Here is a 17,981-nt window from a genome sequence, read left to right as displayed (position 1 = left end):
ATGTCGGAAGATCTCTAAAAGTGAATGGCCCGTTTTACCGGGATACTTACATACTGAGCAGGCCTTCAGGCACGTTCGCCTTACGGGTAAAACGGTGAAATCCGGAACTGTCCACGCAGCAATGGGAGGGAAGTCTGTAACGCATGCGTCACAAGATAACCTCCGTCGGGACTGACACTGGTAATGCTGATGATTATACAGGGTAATTCAGTTGCTGCTGCAACAAACAAATATGAGCAGCCAGTTTCTTAGCTTTGCTACAGACTCAAATATTTTTGTTCTTATTCGATGATTTTTAATAGTAACAGGATTCACCAGTTTTTTTACATCATGACTGAGCACTCATTAAACCTGAACTAAAGTTGAAAAAATCATCCTGTATCACACATTAAACTGTATAGCAATCCATAATTGTACTTTGTATACGTCATGAATCATCAATCATGGAAAAAAAATGACAGAAAATGAGAAGAAGATATCAGAGATCATAATTTTACTTGCAGAACATGTTTGTAATTCCAGTGGCTCAGACTTAAGCCTTGAATACCTTAGGAATTTGCGCGTTGCTTTGTGCCGGATAGCAGTGAAAACATCCGATGAATCACTGCGTGACAGTAGTCAGGTTCTGGGTGCAAAGATTTACGATATTATAGCTGGGACAAAGTAGTTCCGGGTCGTGTTACATAACAAATCATCAATCATTAAAATCAAGGGGTATTTTAAGATAATTCTGCAGCTAAATATATTTGTGTTTTTTGGAACATCAACGCAGTAAGAATCTTAAGAAAACCAGGTTTTTTATCTTAAAATCAGATGGTTGAAATCTGTTTTTCAATAGGTTGGTTCGGAAACATCATCTGTGGTTTGAAATATTACTGTGATGTTATTCTGTTTATTTCTGCCAGTTTGGTTTGTGTATTCTTATTTTCTCTCCTATAGTTAAGGATCTTATGCAAGGAGTCAATTATGGTAAACAAAGCTGAAATCATGGATCACGCACAGGTTACCGACAAAAATGGTATTCATGTTGGCGTGGTGGACCACTTAGAAGGGGATGATAGTATAAAACTTGTCAGGAATGAACCTGAAGCTGGCGGTATTCATCACATAATTCCACTATCCTGGGTCGACAGAGTTGATGATAACAAGGTCATTTTAAAATTAACTAAGCCTGAAGTCGAAAAAGACTGGAAAGAAGGTTAATTTCTGAAATGCTGAGGTGATTTTTGCCATTTCCATTTCTATTCAAGTGATGTAAATTTAGTTTTTTATCTTCGCTGATTCATTTATTAAGGTTTTATATATTGCATGGAAGACTAAAATTTAGTGGAGTATGTTATTTTATTCATATACACAATCAAGGATCTCATGCGATATGTAGTTACCTGACTATCTGTTACGTGAGTTAATAAGTAACCATAATTTATGAATCAGTGCGTTTCAGTTCACCGTTTTACCTGCTGAAAATTGTGTCTGCATCTACGCCTTAAACTTCAGCTTCACTAATCACTTACGGGACTAAGAAATTATCATTCCAGAACTCATTAAATTAGTTGTCAAAACCAATGATCCAGGCCTTAATTCGTAAGTATTAACGATTTTTAAAAATAAACTTCGCATATCTATCATCTCAGGTATAATAATAAACACCATTATTAATTAATGATTTACTTTATCACAGGCAGGTATGCCCATAATGAAAGTCAGACTCAGGACGCTTATACTTTTTTTGTCAGCAGGTAGCATGCTGTTGACGACATGTCTGATAATTTTTTGCATCTTCTGGTACCAGCGGGAGGAAATCAGGGATTACATTGCTTTCAGTAATGAGGCCTATGCCAAAAAGATAGCATCAACCACCGATCAGTATCTGGCGTCAGCACAAAAGCAACTTGAATGGAGCGCTGACCTTATTTCAAACACATTTGAAAAAGATGATGTAAAGAAACAATTTTTACACATCTCTGGTCAATCAGATTATTTCAATTCTGTTTTTTATATTAACAAAGAAAGTCAGGTTGAAGTAACAACCAACCAGGCAGGAAATATGGAAGGTAGATACATAAACACCCTTAATGTTAAAAATAACATTATCAATAAAATACCTCTTATATCTTCTCCATTTGTATCGGTTGTGGGCAATTTAGTTGTAATGATTTCCCAGCCAGTTTTTTCTTCTCAGGGTAATTATCAGGGATTTATCGGTGGTACAATTTATTTAACTACTGATAGTATTTTGAGCCGAATTATAGGCCAGCACTTTTATGGAGCTAATACCAAGGTTACAATACTTGACTCTTCTGATAGTGTTATATTCAATGATTATGACAGCCATGTTCTATCAATAAGAAAAAATTTCAGTTCGTTATGCGATTCGGGTGTATCTGGAAGTATGGATTTATCCTCTTTTACAATAGGATTTGCATGCGTAGATAGATCAAAATGGATAGTCTTGATTTCAACACCCAAACAAACAGCGACCAATATGCTTTACGCTTCTGTAAAAAAATCGCTTCCTTTGATATTCTTTATATTATTTACAATGATTTTTGTGGTTTTCTTTATTTCTGTGAAAATTTCCCAACCGTTAGAGAAACTTGCTAAAATAACTGAAGGTGCAGATGGAAAATCCTTATTGAAAAAATTACCGAGAGTCAGAACATGGTTCTATGAAGCGAATCAATTAACCAGTGCAGTATATTATCGTTTAATGGATATGAATCAACGCGCTGAGAAATTCAGAGAGGAGTCTGCTACGGATCCTCTTACAGGAATTTTGAACAGACGAGGCTTTTTTCGCGCGCTTGTTAACCAGTCGAAAAGTAAAACAAACTCTCTGATTTTAATGGATTTAGATCATTTTAAAAAAATAAACGACAGTTACGGACATGAGACTGGTGATCGGGTGCTGATGAATTTCTCATCACTTATAAAAAATTCTTTCAAAAAAAATGCTCTCATTGCTCGTTTCGGAGGTGAAGAATTTGTTGCTCTGCTTCCCGGAACAGATATCAACGCAGCGTGTGCAATGGCTATGAAACTTCAGGGTGAAATGTATAAACTAAAATTTTCAGATAATGAGAACGTTACATTTTCAGCAGGCATAGTTAACCTGAAGATAAGTGAAGACGATGTAATGCAGGCTCTGGTTGAAGCTGACCGTCTCCTTTACGAGGCGAAGGAGTCAGGCAGGAATAAGATTTTACGTCAGGAATGTTAAGCCGGCAATATTACAAATAAAGCTCGTGTGCTATAATAAAATCTGGATAAAGAAATAAATTTAATTTTTTAACGGGAGGTTCTTTTGAATGATCTTAAAACAATCAAAGTTTCCAGTCTGGGTTTGCGAATATTGCTTACTCTTGAAGAGCTTCAGGGAAGTGGTTTATCAAGCGTAACGCTTACTCCTCTGTTTAATAAACTTGAGCGTGATTACAACAAGAGAATTTTCAGATCTAACGTGCGCCAGTGTCTTCAGTGGCTTAACTCTTCTGGCTTTATCAAATCAGATTATCACTGCGGCACTCCCAGCAATATATCCATGACTGATGCTGGATATGCATGCCTTGATTACCTCCAGTCCCCTCAGGGCATGAAAAGAATGGAATCTATCAACAGAAACCCTGAAGAGCCAATATTTCTTCCCTTCAACACTGGTACCCTTCTTAAACCGGAAAGATTGATTCATGTTGCAGGAGAAGATTACAAGGCATGCCGCGCTGATTATATAATTCGTAAAGACGGTTCTACCTGCCTTCAGTTTCATAATGCATCAGGTGAGTTGTGGACTCTTGAAGGCTCACCGGCAACAGTAGCAGGCTGGTACCGTGCAGCCCTTTCTCAGGGACTGGCAGGAGGTGTGCAGGTTAATGAGGGCGTTACCGACAAAACTGACGTGGTAGCTGTAAAAAAATGAATCTTTATCTTCTATCATTCAAGCAGCATCCACAGGTCTGAATACCAGAACTTAAATTATAAATGGTCTGGTTCTGCTCATTACTCTATCTTTCATTAAATTATCGTTTGAAATCAGATTTTTAAACCAGTGATGATTAAGCATCAACATCAGTGGAACAATGATATGTCCGAATCTAAGCCCTGACAAACTGATCCATTCAAAGGGTAGAAGAACGTCTAAGCTTTCATAAATTACAGGGAGTTTCAGGTTTAAAAAAATCATCACTGCTGGTAGTGTAGCGGTCACTGTCCCCTAAGTCAGGAGTAATATAATTGCTGAACACAATTATTTACCGTAGTCACATTAATGATGATACTCCCTTAAACATCCTTCCAGAAATGGTAGCTCGTGCAAATGTTCAAAATGCTCAGCTTAATGTTACGGGTATCCTTCTCTTCAATGGAACACATTTTTTTCAGATCCTTGAGGGGCCTGAAGCTGGAGTCGATGAAATATATTCGCGTATATGTAACGATAAGCGGCACCACAACATCGTTGAATTGATGAGAGATTTTTCTCCTTCACGCCGTTTTGGTAAACATGGCATGGAGCTCTTTGATTTACGTCAGCATAATACTGATACTTTGCTTCAGGAAGTTCTTGACAGAGGAACGACTAAGTATCGTCTTACCTATGATGACAGAGGACTACAATTTCTGAGAACTTTTGTCGAATCCAGGGAGAGGGAAAATTACTTTGAAGTTCTGCCCGCTGATTACTGGGATTTTGTTGCTGAGGAAATGCCTCACTCACTTCATCAACCAGGGGGTTCAGAGGGAATAACTTTCAGGGCTATAATAGATCCTCTGGGTCGTACCGTAACAGGTATTGAGGCAGTGCCAAATTCAGACAGTAAAGAGCAGGACGATTTTACCAGGCACCTCTATAATCTCAAATCTGTAAAGAAAGCACTTCGCAGTGCCGGCATGTCATGTCCGTCAGGAATGCCTCTTTATGTAAGTATTCTTCCAATGACTCTGGTGATCTTCGAGGATTCTGTCAGTCAGCTTGTAGACTGTATTTATCAATCAGGTCTTGTTCCGGAACAGGTTTTGCTTGGAGTCAGTGAGAAAGAGGTCATTTCTAATCTTGCTCAGTTTTCTCTCTCAGTAAAACTTTTGAAGCAGGCAGGCATCAGTTTATCCATAGATAATTTCGGCGAGGGTTCCGCGGGACTCTCCTTACTGGCCTATGTTCAGCCCGACAGGATAAGAGTTGGTGAGAAGATGATACGTGACATCCACAGCAGTGGCCCTAAACAAGCCATTTTGCAATCTGTTATTCGTTGCTGTTCTGCTCTGGAAATTAAAGTCATTGTATCAGGGATAGAAAAAGCTGAAGAGTGGATGTGGCTGGAAGCTGCCGGTGTTACGAATTTTCAGGGAGGGTTATTCCTGAAAGATGGGAGCATTTTAGCCTGGCCAGAAGTAAAGGAAAATGTATAGTTCGCGTTCCGGCTCGCAAGGATGCGGCATGAAAAATGATCGAAACATAGGTTTTCTATCTGTTTAATTTATGTTTGATATTGCATGCTTTTATACCAGAACTTATATTTATTTCGGGTGTATATTTTTGTTGGGAAAGTTTTTATTGTCATTTTCCCCGTTAAAGTAATCGACTCTAATTTTTCATAATAGTTGTCTTCAATTTTAAATTCACTGCCATGATATCTCAAGTCCTTCTAATAAACTGTACCAGTCATCTCTTCTGCTGGTAAAAATGAGTCCCCGTCAGGACTGAAAATGCCCTTTTAAAAGGGCACTCAGTTTTACCACTACATTGCTGTGGTCCCTGCTTATTCTTCACCGAAATGCGCACGCATGTGCGTTTCGATTTCTTCCAGCGACTTGCCACGGGTTTCGGGCAACATAACCGCGACAAAAATCAGCGATCCCACATTAATTCCTGCAAAGATGAAAAATGTATAATTACCTAGCTGAGAGAGCAATGGGGGGAATGCCAGTGCTACGGTAGCGTTGCATATCCACTGGAAAGCTACAGCTGAGCCGGTTAATACACCGCGAACCTTCATAGGAAAGAGCTCTGACATGAGCAGCCAGTACACGGGAGAGATGCACATTTGCATAAAGAAGAGGAATACAAGGATACATCCCAGTGACAGCAGGCTTTGCTCTATACCAGACGGCATAAGCACCAGAACGGCTCCCAGTGCCAGTTGCATTGCAATGACCACAGACAGGCCTGCCATCAGCATTGGACGCCGGCCGAACATGTTAATCGCTCTGATACCTGCAAAAGTAGCAATCACTGAAACTACACCATTTCCTATCGTTGCTGCAATTGATGCGCTGGTGCCCAGCCCGGTGCTTTTGAGAATGATCGGCGTATAATACATAAAGGCATTAACGCCAGTGAACTGGGCAACGATCCCCATACCACATCCAAGCATCACCAGCCGCAGTATCCATTTTTCTTTCAAAAGTGCTTTCGCAGGCGGCCCCCGACGTGCATCACGCGCATTCTGGCGCATCTGAGCCATTTCGTTTTTAATTTCGCGTGGATTTTCACGAAGTTTTCGCATAATACGACGCGCCTCGTTAAAACGCCCTTCAGCTACCATCCAGTGTGGAGAGGCAGGTACAAAAAAGGTACCGATAAAAAGTAACGCACCGGGGATCATTGCCAGCGACAGCATGTAACGCCACATTCCAGGGTTTTCAAGCAGAAGGCTCATTGTCGCACTGACTATGTAAGCCAGTAGCTGACCGGAAACGATCATAAGCTCATTTCGGCTAACCAGTGGTGCGCGACGCTTGGGACCGGCGATTTCGGCGATGAAAACAGGAACCGTTGACGACCCGCCACCTACTGCGAAACCGAGAATGAATCGCATCAGCACCATGATCTCGACGTCAGGAGCAATAGTTGTTCCTAATGCACCGGCAACAAACAACACAGCAAGGCTACGAAGGGTAATCCGGCGGCCAAAGCGGTCAGAAGCGTATCCGCTGACAAAAGCTCCGATTGCTGAGCCAAAAGTTAGTGCAGAAGTCACCATACCTTCGGTAAAGGGGGTGAGATTGAGACCTCCCTGAGAGACCGGCAATGTCATATAGGGCAAAGCACCTGATATGATCCCGGTATCGTAACCAAACGCCAGCGCCCCCATGGTGGCCACTAACACTATGAAAAAAAGGCGTTGCTGCACAGATAAATTTAAAGAATCGTTCTCACTCGATGAGTTCTGGGTATGGTTTTCTTTTTGAACATCCATGATTGCCTTGCTCACTGTAACTACCTGGTAAAGAAAGTCAGGAGTATAGTCAGGTTTTAGTAAATGTGACTGTCTTCACAAAAATGTGGCACAGGTAGGACCTCTAAGCAGTTTCGGGCAGAGCTAACTATTTGTCAGACCCGGTCTCAAATCAGGAAGTTAACCGATGCAGAATGTTTTCATCGCTCACGCAGGGCTCTGTGCCTGAACATCACAAAGTTTTTTTGTACACGGCGTGACAAATGTCACATTTTTGCCAGGCTTTTATGACTGACAAAAAGGAGATACAGATGAACTCATTTACTAATAAAACGCTCATCACACAGGAATTTGCAGTCCCTCCATTTACAAAACAAATTCAGCCATTTCCTGGCCTGTCCAGCAAAATGGAGCCACGTCCGGATCATGGTGAGGTCAGCTACCGAGGAACAGGGCGCCTGACTGGCCGAAAAGCGCTGATTACAGGTGGAGATTCGGGGATTGGTCGTGCGGTAGCCATTGCTTATGCCCGTGAAGGTGCTGATGTAGCTATTAACTATCTGCCAGATGAAGAGCAGGATGCAGCAGAAGTTGTGAAACTAATCGAAGCAGAAGGTCGAAAAGCTGTCGCTATTCCTGGCGATATTCAGTCCGAAGATTTTTGCAATAAACTGGTCAAAGAAGCTGTCAGCCAACTAAACGGCCTTGATATTCTGGTAAATAATGCCGGACGTCAGCAATTTAACGAATCAATTCTTACGCTCTCCTCAGAAGATTTTGACGCGACCTTCAAGACCAACGTCTATGCCATGTTCTGGATAACTAAAGCAGCACTCGAATACCTGCCTGCAGGTTCTTCAATCATCAACACTACCTCAGTACAGGCTTATGAACCGAGCGCTATTTTACTGGACTACGCTCAGACAAAAGCCGCGATAGCAGCATTTACTAAAGCTCTCGCCAAGCAACTGGGTGAGCAGCAGATCCGCGTTAATGCTGTAGCACCGGGCCCATACTGGACTCCACTTCAGATATGCGGAGGGCAGCCTCAGGATAAAGTTGAGCAGTTTGGTGCAACGGCACCGCTGGGCCGTCCAGGCCAGCCGGTGGAAATTGCACCGCTCTATGTCACTTTCGCAGAAACCAGTAACAGCTTCACTTCTGGTCAGATTTGGTGCTCCGATGGTGGCACCGGTACGGTCTGACCCTCCTCAGTTCCTGAAAACAGAGTTGTTACGAGCAACTCTGTTTTCTCAGCATTCAGTACAAATGATATAAAAAACAAGTTGTACGTCGCCGGTAAGAGAGTTCAGACTTGCAGAGTCACCCCATAAGGCTTTTGTTGAGGCTGTTGAACGGACTGATACTGCTCTGTACAGACTTGTGGTCTGCTCTTAAACCCGGGTCTTCTCCAATGCCTGACTGATTCCCTGGCCATATTTTTTACGACAAATCCGAGCAAATAATTTTACATAACGAGAGTCTCGTTCCGAGACCATCGTGTCTGAAACAGCTTTATGCACCGGATGTCAGTTTGGTTACAGCAGAATGGGTTTACAGTACTCCGGTGGATTCTCTCCCACATTACGAGTTACTAATGAATTCTAAAGGCACTATTGGTAAGAACGAGCTGAGCCTTATATTACTGTGAAAACGAGCTCTAAGTGGCGTGATGAGACCGGAAGCGAGGGAATATGACTGAATTTTTATACAGTGTGGCAGTGGCATGAACCGCATAACAGATTGCATACGATGTAAAATCTCTGGTAGGTCCTTTTGGAATGACGTAATAATCCCCTGAAATATTGACACCTGCACTTAAAAAGCCATTTTTCATTGCCGGACGAATGATCTGACAGTAATGGTGAACTGATCCAGAGATCGTAAATTCCCGCATCTCCGTGGATACCACAAGTTGAGAATATTTATCCTGATAATACCATCAGATATAAGCGATATTAGAAACCAATTCGTTACTGCTTTTAGAGGGTTATGTGGATGGAAGGTTTACTACTCATTTCGGGTTATTTGATTAAAAAAAATATCCTTTTTTTCTTAAAATACCGACAATCCATAGTTGTTGATTAAATTCTTACTTTCTGGAATATTTATACATCAAGATAACTGACTTTTTCAGAATTCTAATTTAGCGATCAGCACTGAAAGGCTTTGGGTGAAAATTTCATCCCAAAGCCCGCCTCAGTAAAAGTCAGATAAATAAATTAAAATAGAAAATCAATTAAGGTGATCATTTAAATCAAGACCTGTTGGATATCATGCCTCGTAACTTCTTATCTTCTTCTTTTGGGGAACCTGGTGAGTTTTAAATCTCTTCTATATGAAAAGAGACTGTAGAAAGAAATGAAAACAAGAATTATTGCTGAAATCAACAAAATAAAGTCGTTCATTACAAGACCTGCTGTGCATCAGTTTATCGAGCATCAACTATGAAATGTTGAATGCATTTATTGGTTTTTTTATTTATAAAAACAGGGGGGGCTTGTATGCATTAAGATAGATATTTTTAGGGTTGGTTGCACCTGTTCATGGTAGTGATTTAATCATCTTATTTAAGTTCATCAGAATAATGAATGTCTTTGCGCGTCAAAAATTGTCTTTTCCACTCAAGGAACTGTGATTTTGAAAATTTCCTGTACTTGAAGCGATTTTGAAACCATGCAGCCTAAGCGCTACAGTTGTGAGAAAACTGAAGTTGATTATGGAATAACCATGCAATCTGGTATACCTGCAGCGCACTATCCCTTACGCTCATCAGCGGCGTTGTAAAGGATCTTCCAGTTGTGATTTCTCTGTGGGCGCCATCTGCAGCAGTCCCACGAGCTTTGCTTGACGATATTTGACTTCAATGAAAGGTCTTTGTATTCCCTGCAATCATATCTTATTTTCATGATATGAAACCTGGATGGCAGAATTAAATCATGTAAGGAACAAACATATGAATTATTTGGGTGTGTTACCTGTACCGGATTCCCCTCGGGCCAACTATTTATTTTACACCCTGAAGTACATTGCTACGATAAATCCTGGATACTTCTATTGATGATTGTTTTTTAAATGGGTTGCAAAAATAACAAACACATATTGTTATGGCTGAAGCTGGCCTTTCATAGGAGTTCAAAGAACAGGATTTTTAATATGAGCATGCATTACCAACATCTGAAATGTATGCTCATGTTAAAATTTATAACAACAAACAAATCAACACTTATTGGCTGCTTTAAGTAAAGCATTACATTGCGATCCAGCCGGCAAACTGGAACCGTCCGTTGGAGAACATAATGCATCGCTACTTATACCTGCGGTGGTATAATAGCATTGATATACTTTACCTTTCGTGGTTGCATTGAATTTAACCGAGTCTATATCAGCCTTTCTGTTGCTTATCGTTATTTTATCTGAGGTGGTTCCCAAAGCAAATGCAGCTTTTTCTTTAAGGTTTTCATCTCCTCTGATAGCATTATCAACCATTCCACACCCAGATAACATAGTGGAGACAAGTAACGCTTTTAAAATAATTTTTCTTTTCATCTAAAAATTTCCATGTTATTTATTATTCAAGCATTTCATTTATGAGCCAAAATTAACAGCAAGCTCAATTTAATGAATTTTTCAATATAATTAAATGAATTGTATTTGTCAAAGGATCCAGCTTCTCTAACCGAGGTTGCGAAAAATCAACAAGGCAGCAGCCAGCAGCCAAGCCTGCCTGCCTGCAGAGACCTGAGCATTTGCCAACAGACGTTGGCAGAGGGCCTGAATCCACGTGGGCACCATCTTTTTTCCCGCTGTCAGTACTGCGATGATAACAGCCAGTGATGTTCAAATTGTGCGTGGACGGCAGGCTGATGGCTGATGGCCAGTACTATCGTTTCTGGCATTTCTTGTCGTAGCAGTTTGAGCAATCTAATGGCAGTTGCGTCTTCCAGATTGCTGGTTGCCTCGTCCAGACACAACAGAGCAGGGCGCAATAGCAGGGCGCGGGCCAGAGCCAGACGCTGTTGCTCGCCGCCAGATAAAACCCGGTCCCAGTCACATACATCATCCAACCGAAGGCAGAGTGATTCCAGTCCAACCCTGGTTAAAACCCGGTACAGTTGCGATTTATCTGGGGTTTGCGCCAGCGGATAGCTCAGCACACGACTCAGCGTATCCTGCGGTAAATAGTTTTTTTGTGGCAGACACATCATGGCCCCTGCAGGAATACACCACTTGCCCGATGCGGCAGGGCAAAGACCGGCCAGTGTTCGCAAAAGTGTTGTCTTGCCGCTACCGCTGGGAGCTGAGAGTAAGGCCCATTCACCAGGCATTAGTTTGGCTGTAAAGGATGAAAACAAAGTTGTGCCACCGGGCTTGACTACCGTCAGACCTGAGATGTTCAGCTCTTTACCTGCACAGGGAATTGTCGGAAAAGTCGGTAAATCTTGCAGGCTGTGCTGGAATTCCCACAGACGTTCAACGGTGGCAGACCATCGTGCTAACTGGCGATAAGAGTCGATAAACCAGCCAAAGGCATCCAGCACATAGCCGAAAGCTGCCCGAGCCTGCATAATCGCACCCAGCGAGACCAGACGCGACAGGTACAATGGTAGTACAGCGAAAACCGGGATCATCAGACTAAACCGGAAGTAAAAAGTTGTGAAAGTCTCCAGTCGGAATTCCTGAGCCATAAGGCTCCGCCAGTTTTTCGTAATGGTCATAAAACGTTGCTGCATTCGTTTTTTCTCTGCCTTTTCCCCGCGATAGAAAGCGATCTGTTCGCCATGTTCCCGCACGCGCAGAAGCGTAGCGCGGTAGTCTGCTTCAGCATGTTGTTGTTCCACGTTAAGCCTGTGCAAACGACGACCGAAGAGATGAGTAAGTGCACTGCTCACAATGGCATATCCCAGCGCAATCCATACCAGATATCCGTGGATGGTTATGATCAGATGCTCGCTGACGTGCAGTGTATGCACGCCGGAAAGCTGCCAGAGAATAGTGATGAATGAAAACAGACGAGCAGTATTTTTTACCAGCGAAAGTAACAACCCCAGACTTTGTTCAATTAACAGATTTATGTCTTCAGCAATTCGCTGATCCGGATTGTCGGGCTCACTGGTCATACTGAGCCGATAGTGGGCACTGCCTGTCAACCACATTTTTTCAAAATGCTGCGTCATTTCATGGCGGCAACGTATGATTAGCAACTTTTTCAGCCAGTTTCCGCAGACGATAGTAAGAACAAACAGCCCTGTATAGCCCGCATAGCGCTGAGCTAAGGTAGCAACAGATGCATGCTGAAAATAATCAGCCAACGCATCATAAAAATCTTTGCTCCAGTTATTATACAAAACGCTGATGGCCACCACCGATAACGTCAGGACAACAATCATCAGTAGTAAAAGCCAGTTAAGAGCAGCTCTTCGGGTCCCCCAGAAAGGGGAAATGAGATAATAAAAACGTTTAAGTGATTGCATCAGGCATCAAACCAGCGATCTGCCAGCAGCAGATCGCATTCCATCAGGTGTAAGGAGGTAATTAAAAGGTATATTTCGCGGTCAGTAAAAAGTTGCGCGGATCACCATAGAAGTTGTTGCCCCCAAGATGGCGGTTAACCAGATTGCGGTAATAAATCTTGTCAGTCAGGTTGTTACCCACCAGGTTGAAGCTCAGGTTATCGTTGTAACGGTAGCTCACGTTGGCGTTCAACAGAGTGTAACCACCCTGAGACAATCCATAAGTACGATTGATGTAGGTTGCTGTAGCAGTCTGCGCCGTCAGACCTGCACCGATAGTCCACTTGCTCAAATCCCCGGGCAACGTGTAGCTGCTGTAAAGTTTGAACATGTGCTTAGGAGTGCGTGGGCTGTATCCAGCCGCTTTTTGACTCTCAGTTGCCTCCAGATATTTGCTGTTAGTTAGCGTGTAGCCTGCCTGTATCTGCCAGCCTTCGGTGAGCTGACCTGCTATTTCAAGCTCGACGCCCTGACTGCGCACCTTACCCTCAGAGCTGTAGCAGCCGCTGTCGGCATCTATACATACCGAGCTGTCAGGCTCGGAAAGGGCGCGGTTGGACTGAATGATGCGGAACAACGCCAGTGAGGCGTTCAGATCGCCATTCAGAAATTCGCCTTTTACTCCTGTTTCATAATTGACGCCGGTGATGGCCGGAAGAATATTGTTGTTGCTGTCCCGCTCGCTTTGCGGCTTGTAGATATCGGCGTAGCTGAGATACCAGGTGTAGTTAGTGGAAAAATCCCATAGCAGGCCGCCGTAGGGAACGAATTTATCGTTTACTTGCAGGCTGGTATGTTCGTTAGAGGCACTGTTTCGGTGGTTGTCATAATAGTAATCATAACTGTAAGCGCTGTAACGTCCACCCAGGATTAACTTCCACTCATCAGCCAGTTCCAGTCTGGTCGTGGCGAAAAGCCCGCGTTGATAAACGTTGTAACGGTCATTGTAGCGGCTATTGTAGAGATTAATATTCGACCAGTCGGGCTCAGCCACGGAGTCCGGTTGCCAGTTATAAATATCAATTGTGGCGTTATTTGCGATCCTGCCAAACTCGTTGTCGAAATTTTCCTTCTGATAATCACCGCCAAACACTACTTCGTGCATTCTTCCAAGCCATTTGAACGGGCCATTCACACTCAGGTTGTAGCCCCACTGTTCACCTTTGTTATCGTATCGGAGATTATTGTTGAGTCTGCCAGTGCCCAGGGCTGGATCGACCCCGGTAGTACTATTACCCCATGCGCTGATGTATCTGCCATCGGAGCGTGAATGTGTATAGTTGAGGGCGCTTTTCAACATCCAGTCATTGGCAAAGATATGTTCGATTTCGATAAACGGATTGATTTTTTCAAAACTGATACGGTTCCAGCTGGCACCGAGATAGCTCGAACGAGGGAGATTCAGACTACTTTTATCGGTGGCGAACGGTACGCCATAAATGTCAGGTACCGATCGCGTTTTCTGCCAGTTGATGCCTGACGTTAGAGTGGTATCAGGTGTAAGGTCGTAAGCCAGAACGCCGTACAGCACATTGCGTTCGCTGTGAATATAATCCACGAAGCTTTGCTTATCCTGATAAACGCCAACTACACGACCGCGCAGGGTCGCTTCATCGTTCAAAGGACCGGAAAGGTCCATTTCGCCCCGGTAATTGTCCCAACTACCTGCTCGTGCGGTGCTGTATCCCTGAAATTGATAAGTAGGTTTTTTACGTACCAGATTAACTGTGCCACCGGGTTCTCCGCTCCCCTGCGTAAGGCCAGATGCGCCCCGCAAAATCTCTACCCGATCATAAATTGCCATATCCGGCGATTCACTTGATGACTGAAAAGCGTTCATCACGCTGTTTTGGGTGGAAGCATTGACACCATTTTCCTTAATGTTGTCCATAACGAATCCACGAGATTCATATTTCACCTGAAAACCATTCTGGTTGACGACATTAATCCCGGTAGTCTGTCCCATGGCTTCGTCCAGTGAGATTATGCTCTGGTCATCCATTCTCTGACGCGTCATTACACTGACAGACTGCGGTGTTTCGCGAGGCGACAGGTTCAGGGCAGTTGCGGTACTCATACTGCGTGTGGTGTAAGAGCCTGAGCCTTCTGTTATGCCATTCTTGTTGATGCTTGCCTGAACCAGCATCTCATCTTCCACAGGTGTTTTTTCTAAGACGTAAGATCCGTTGGGCTGTCGTGCTGCCCGCAGTCCGCTGCCGGCGAGTAAAATAGCAAACCCCTCTTCTACGCCATAATTGCCCTTCAGCTCTGCGCCTCTCCCTGTCGCCAGACTTGCATCGCCAGCAAGATATACACCTGACTGAGCGGCAAACTGGCTAAGCTGCTGGTTCAAAATTCCTGCCGGAATGGCGTAAGCGCGTGAATACGGCAGTGTCGTTTGAGCAAAACCAGGCGCGATTAGGAGTTGTGTGAAACAAAGCAACAACCGGATGGCAACCACGTGCTGGACGTGGCCGCGACTTTCGCCGGACGATGAAATTAATGATGTAAGCAACATACTGATTTACCTTCTACCCAGAGTTAAAAACAAGGAAGTTTTCTAGTGAATCGAAGGAGAAAGATAAAAAGGGAACCAGGGACAGAAAAAATTTTTATTCAGAGCTTCTCCACCGTTACCCACCATGAAAAACGTCGGTGGATACGGACAGGGAAAATTTGTGCCAGCATTGCCAGCGACTTGTCAGTGTCAGTCAGAGGGAAAGCTCCCATCACCTGCAGGTCAGCAATATCCGGATCGCATGCAAGATAACCATATCTGTAGCGTGCCAGCTGCTTTATGATTTCTCCAAGCGGTGTGTTATTCGCTTGCAATACGCCTTCCGACCAACTCGCGTCAACGTTTGCACTGGGGGACAATACACCTTTGCCGAAGCGATCGAAGTCCAGTTGCTGGCCAGCGTTTACCCGGCGCAGTATGAATCCATTTGTCGCAGATACTTCTACGGAACCATTATAAACCGCCAGGTGAGTTGAGCTATCGTGTTGTTCCACACTAAAACGGGTACCCAATGCCTGCATCTGGCCCTGAGCGCTTGAAACAAATAAAGGTCGCCAATCACGGGCGGTTTCGATTAACAGATCGCCTGATAGAAGAACTATTTGCCGCCGCTGCTCATCGTAGCGCACGTCTACAGCACTGGAGGTATTCAGCCAGAGTCGGGTGCCATCCTGAAGGGTCAGCTGTTTAATTTCCCCGACAGCGCTGTGGTAGTCAGCTGTGAAAGCCAGTAGCGGTGTATGACGGTAGGTCAGCCATGAGAGCAAAGTTCCGGAGGCGAAAAATGCGGTCAGTTTCAGCGCACGGCGCCGTCCCATAATCCTGGAAGGCGACAAGAGGGTATCTGCGGCGGCTGATGCAATTTCGCCATTCAGTGGCTGGAAACGCTGGCTGACGGCTTGCACATAATGCCATGCGTGGCGATTCTCTTCACTGGCGTTCAGCCACACACTCCAGCGCAGATGGATTTCAGTTTGCGGTCCGGCCTCCAGCAGTTGTGCATACCATTCTGCAGCTTGCTGTAGCGCCTGATAGTCAGGTTTATGGGAGAATGAGTCTGTCATTGTCGTGTTAACGAGAGCCTGAAGGCGAGGCATACAATGTGGCGTCAGACAGCTCAGCTTCGAGCAAAACACAGTGTAACATTGCTTTTGCCATATACTTCTTCACCATTCTTTCGGAAACCTGCAAAGTCAAAGCTATTTGCGCGTAAGTCCTCCCCTGGATCTGCGACATGATAAACGTGGCGCGTACTTTTTCCGGTAGGCTGCGCAGCATGGTGTCAATCTGAAGCAATGTTTCCAGAATCAGCACGTTATACTCGGTGGAAATTACGACGGTACGGGCGTGAAGTTGCATTGTTTTAAGCCATGCTTCTTCCAATTCTTTTCGTCGCCACAGATCAACGCACATACCATGCGCCATCACACTCAGATAGGCCCTCGCACCTTCACTGCTGTCAAAACTCCTGGGTTTTAGCAACAACTGGATAAAAACATCGTGGGCCAGGTCGGCGGCATCATTGAGATTGCCCAACCGTTTACGCAGAATCCCTCGTAACCACCCGTGATGATGCAGATAAAGTTGATTTATTTCCGATGCCGATGAGGCGTTGATGACTGACATATCAGATTCTCAGACTGGCACTGCAAGTGAGTTGTGTTACATTTTAATTGAGAACGATTTTCATTTCAATTATCTCCCAAATGAGGTTACAGGATCAGATTCTTACCAGAGACATACTGATTAGTGTCAGAAAGGGGAATTGTTGTTGGTTTCTCCGGAACTGAGACCAGGAGTGGTTGGATATCCAGATATATCAACGGATTGTATTTATGCGAAAAATCAGCTTGTCAGATATTTTCTGATACGAATGGCTGTGCAGAAAAGCGCAAAAAATTACAGCAGTTATACGTGACAGCTGCAAACGTATTTAATGACTTTTTCAGCTGCATTTAACCTGCTCTAGCCGGTGTTCACCCAGAGTCACTAATACGCCTTTCGCTTGAGGGCTCGAATGTAAGTATCCCAGGCCTCTTTAGATTGGGTTCCTAAGGTTGGACTTACCCCGGCCCGGTAGACGATCCTGCCCTATAGTTGGACCGACCCCACGACAGTAGAAATTTACACCCTTGTTGTGGACTGTCGGGCACCGCTCGTGACTTCTTGAGTCTGTAAAGGAGATCATTATCTCAACTGCGATATATACAAAAACCCATCAAGAAACTCAAAAACAGCTATTCTTAAAAAGCCGATTATTTCGCTGATGTACTGGAAAGTTAACCTGTTTCTGAGTGAGATTGTTCCTTTGTTTCCATTATCCTGTTTTTTGAATGCACAGGATGTTAGCTGAAGTGTGCTTTTAAAGCATGCAGGGTAACATTGAAATTCTCAGACCCGGACTTTGCAGTATTGACATACACCGGAGCGAAAGTAAAAGGGTATTCATAAGAGAAGATGCAGGTGAATTCTATAACTGATAAAGGGATTAAACTATGAAGAAATTTTTTTTAACAACCTTCGCTGCGATTGTTGCCTTGTCAGCACTTACGGGGTGTACCCGTACGAGCTATGCCATACACACCAATGATGGCAGAACTATTATAAGTGACGGCAAACCTAAAGAATCAGCAACAGGTTTGATTGGTTATACGGATGCTAATGGAGTGAAGCAGCAGATTAACAGACAGGATGTAAAAGAAGTGTCGGAAATACCTCACTGACAGAAAAAATCCAGCGAGCAGGCTGAAATCCGTTTACGTGGCCTGTTCGCACTTT

General features: G+C 43.8%; 12 protein-coding genes. 6 read left to right on the top strand and 6 right to left on the bottom strand.

The genetic code is table 11. The features are described from left to right. The first annotated feature begins 966 nt into the window (after positions 1-966). The 4 genes from IBT47_RS24785 to IBT47_RS24770 all read left to right on the top strand — a co-directional run bounded on the left by IBT47_RS24785 (position 967) and on the right by IBT47_RS24770 (position 5,403). A complete protein-coding gene (locus IBT47_RS24785; RefSeq protein ID WP_105594541.1) occupies positions 967-1,203 on the top strand; it encodes a DUF2171 domain-containing protein in 237 nt (78 codons plus the stop codon). A 493-nt stretch (positions 1,204-1,696) separates the two neighbouring features. After that, entirely contained in the window at positions 1,697-3,220 is a 1,524-nt protein-coding gene (locus tag IBT47_RS24780; RefSeq protein WP_172606648.1) for a sensor domain-containing diguanylate cyclase, read from the top strand. A gap of 84 nt (positions 3,221-3,304) precedes the next feature. Beyond that, positions 3,305-3,916 (top strand): hypothetical protein, encoded by a 612-nt coding sequence (locus tag IBT47_RS24775; protein WP_146114176.1) that lies wholly within the window; start codon positions 3,305-3,307, stop codon positions 3,914-3,916. Positions 3,917-4,230: 314 nt separating this feature from the next. Then, entirely contained in the window at positions 4,231-5,403 is a 1,173-nt protein-coding gene (locus IBT47_RS24770; RefSeq protein ID WP_200563722.1) for a diguanylate phosphodiesterase, read from the top strand. Positions 5,404-5,753: 350 nt separating this feature from the next. Here the strand turns inward: IBT47_RS24770 and IBT47_RS24765 are convergent, their stop codons facing one another. Beyond that, a complete protein-coding gene (locus IBT47_RS24765; RefSeq protein WP_200563733.1) occupies positions 5,754-7,193 on the bottom strand; it encodes a sugar porter family MFS transporter in 1,440 nt (479 codons plus the stop codon). A gap of 290 nt (positions 7,194-7,483) precedes the next feature. On the opposite strand from IBT47_RS24765, the gene IBT47_RS24760 reads away from it, so the two are divergent. Then, on the top strand, positions 7,484-8,377 hold the full coding sequence (locus tag IBT47_RS24760; RefSeq protein ID WP_105594545.1) for an SDR family oxidoreductase: 894 nt from the start codon (positions 7,484-7,486) through the stop codon (positions 8,375-8,377). A gap of 2,014 nt (positions 8,378-10,391) precedes the next feature. Here IBT47_RS24760 and IBT47_RS24755 read toward each other — a convergent pair. The 5 genes from IBT47_RS24755 to IBT47_RS24735 form a co-directional block, all read right to left on the bottom strand. Further along, positions 10,392-10,721, bottom strand: coding sequence for a hypothetical protein (locus IBT47_RS24755; RefSeq protein WP_146114177.1), 330 nt, complete (start codon positions 10,719-10,721; stop codon positions 10,392-10,394). Positions 10,722-10,981: 260 nt separating this feature from the next. After that, positions 10,982-12,646 carry an ABC transporter ATP-binding protein/permease gene (locus tag IBT47_RS24750; protein WP_200563720.1) on the bottom strand — a complete coding sequence of 555 codons (1,665 nt, stop codon included), beginning with the start codon at positions 12,644-12,646 and terminating at the stop codon, positions 10,982-10,984. A 61-nt stretch (positions 12,647-12,707) separates the two neighbouring features. Beyond that, entirely contained in the window at positions 12,708-15,203 is a 2,496-nt protein-coding gene (locus tag IBT47_RS24745; protein WP_200563718.1) for a TonB-dependent siderophore receptor, read from the bottom strand. Between the two features lie 98 nt (positions 15,204-15,301). Next, the gene (locus IBT47_RS24740) at positions 15,302-16,267 is read right to left on the bottom strand and encodes a FecR domain-containing protein (RefSeq protein WP_200563715.1); all 966 of its coding nucleotides are present in this window, start codon (positions 16,265-16,267) and stop codon (positions 15,302-15,304) included. Between the two features lie 7 nt (positions 16,268-16,274). Further along, a complete protein-coding gene (locus tag IBT47_RS24735) occupies positions 16,275-16,829 on the bottom strand; it encodes a sigma-70 family RNA polymerase sigma factor (RefSeq protein ID WP_200563713.1) in 555 nt (184 codons plus the stop codon). 869 nt (positions 16,830-17,698) lie between these two features. Here IBT47_RS24735 and IBT47_RS24730 point away from each other — a divergent pair. After that, entirely contained in the window at positions 17,699-17,926 is a 228-nt protein-coding gene (locus IBT47_RS24730; protein ID WP_200563711.1) for a YgdI/YgdR family lipoprotein, read from the top strand. Positions 17,927-17,981 lie beyond the last annotated feature (55 nt).

It is taken from the genome of Erwinia sp. S43, assembly GCF_016624745.1.
GTDB classification, from domain to species: Bacteria; Pseudomonadota; Gammaproteobacteria; order Enterobacterales; family Enterobacteriaceae; genus Erwinia; species Erwinia coffeiphila.
The sequence above is the reverse complement of the archived record's forward strand: the minus strand, read 5'-3'. Positions and strand labels throughout refer to the sequence as shown.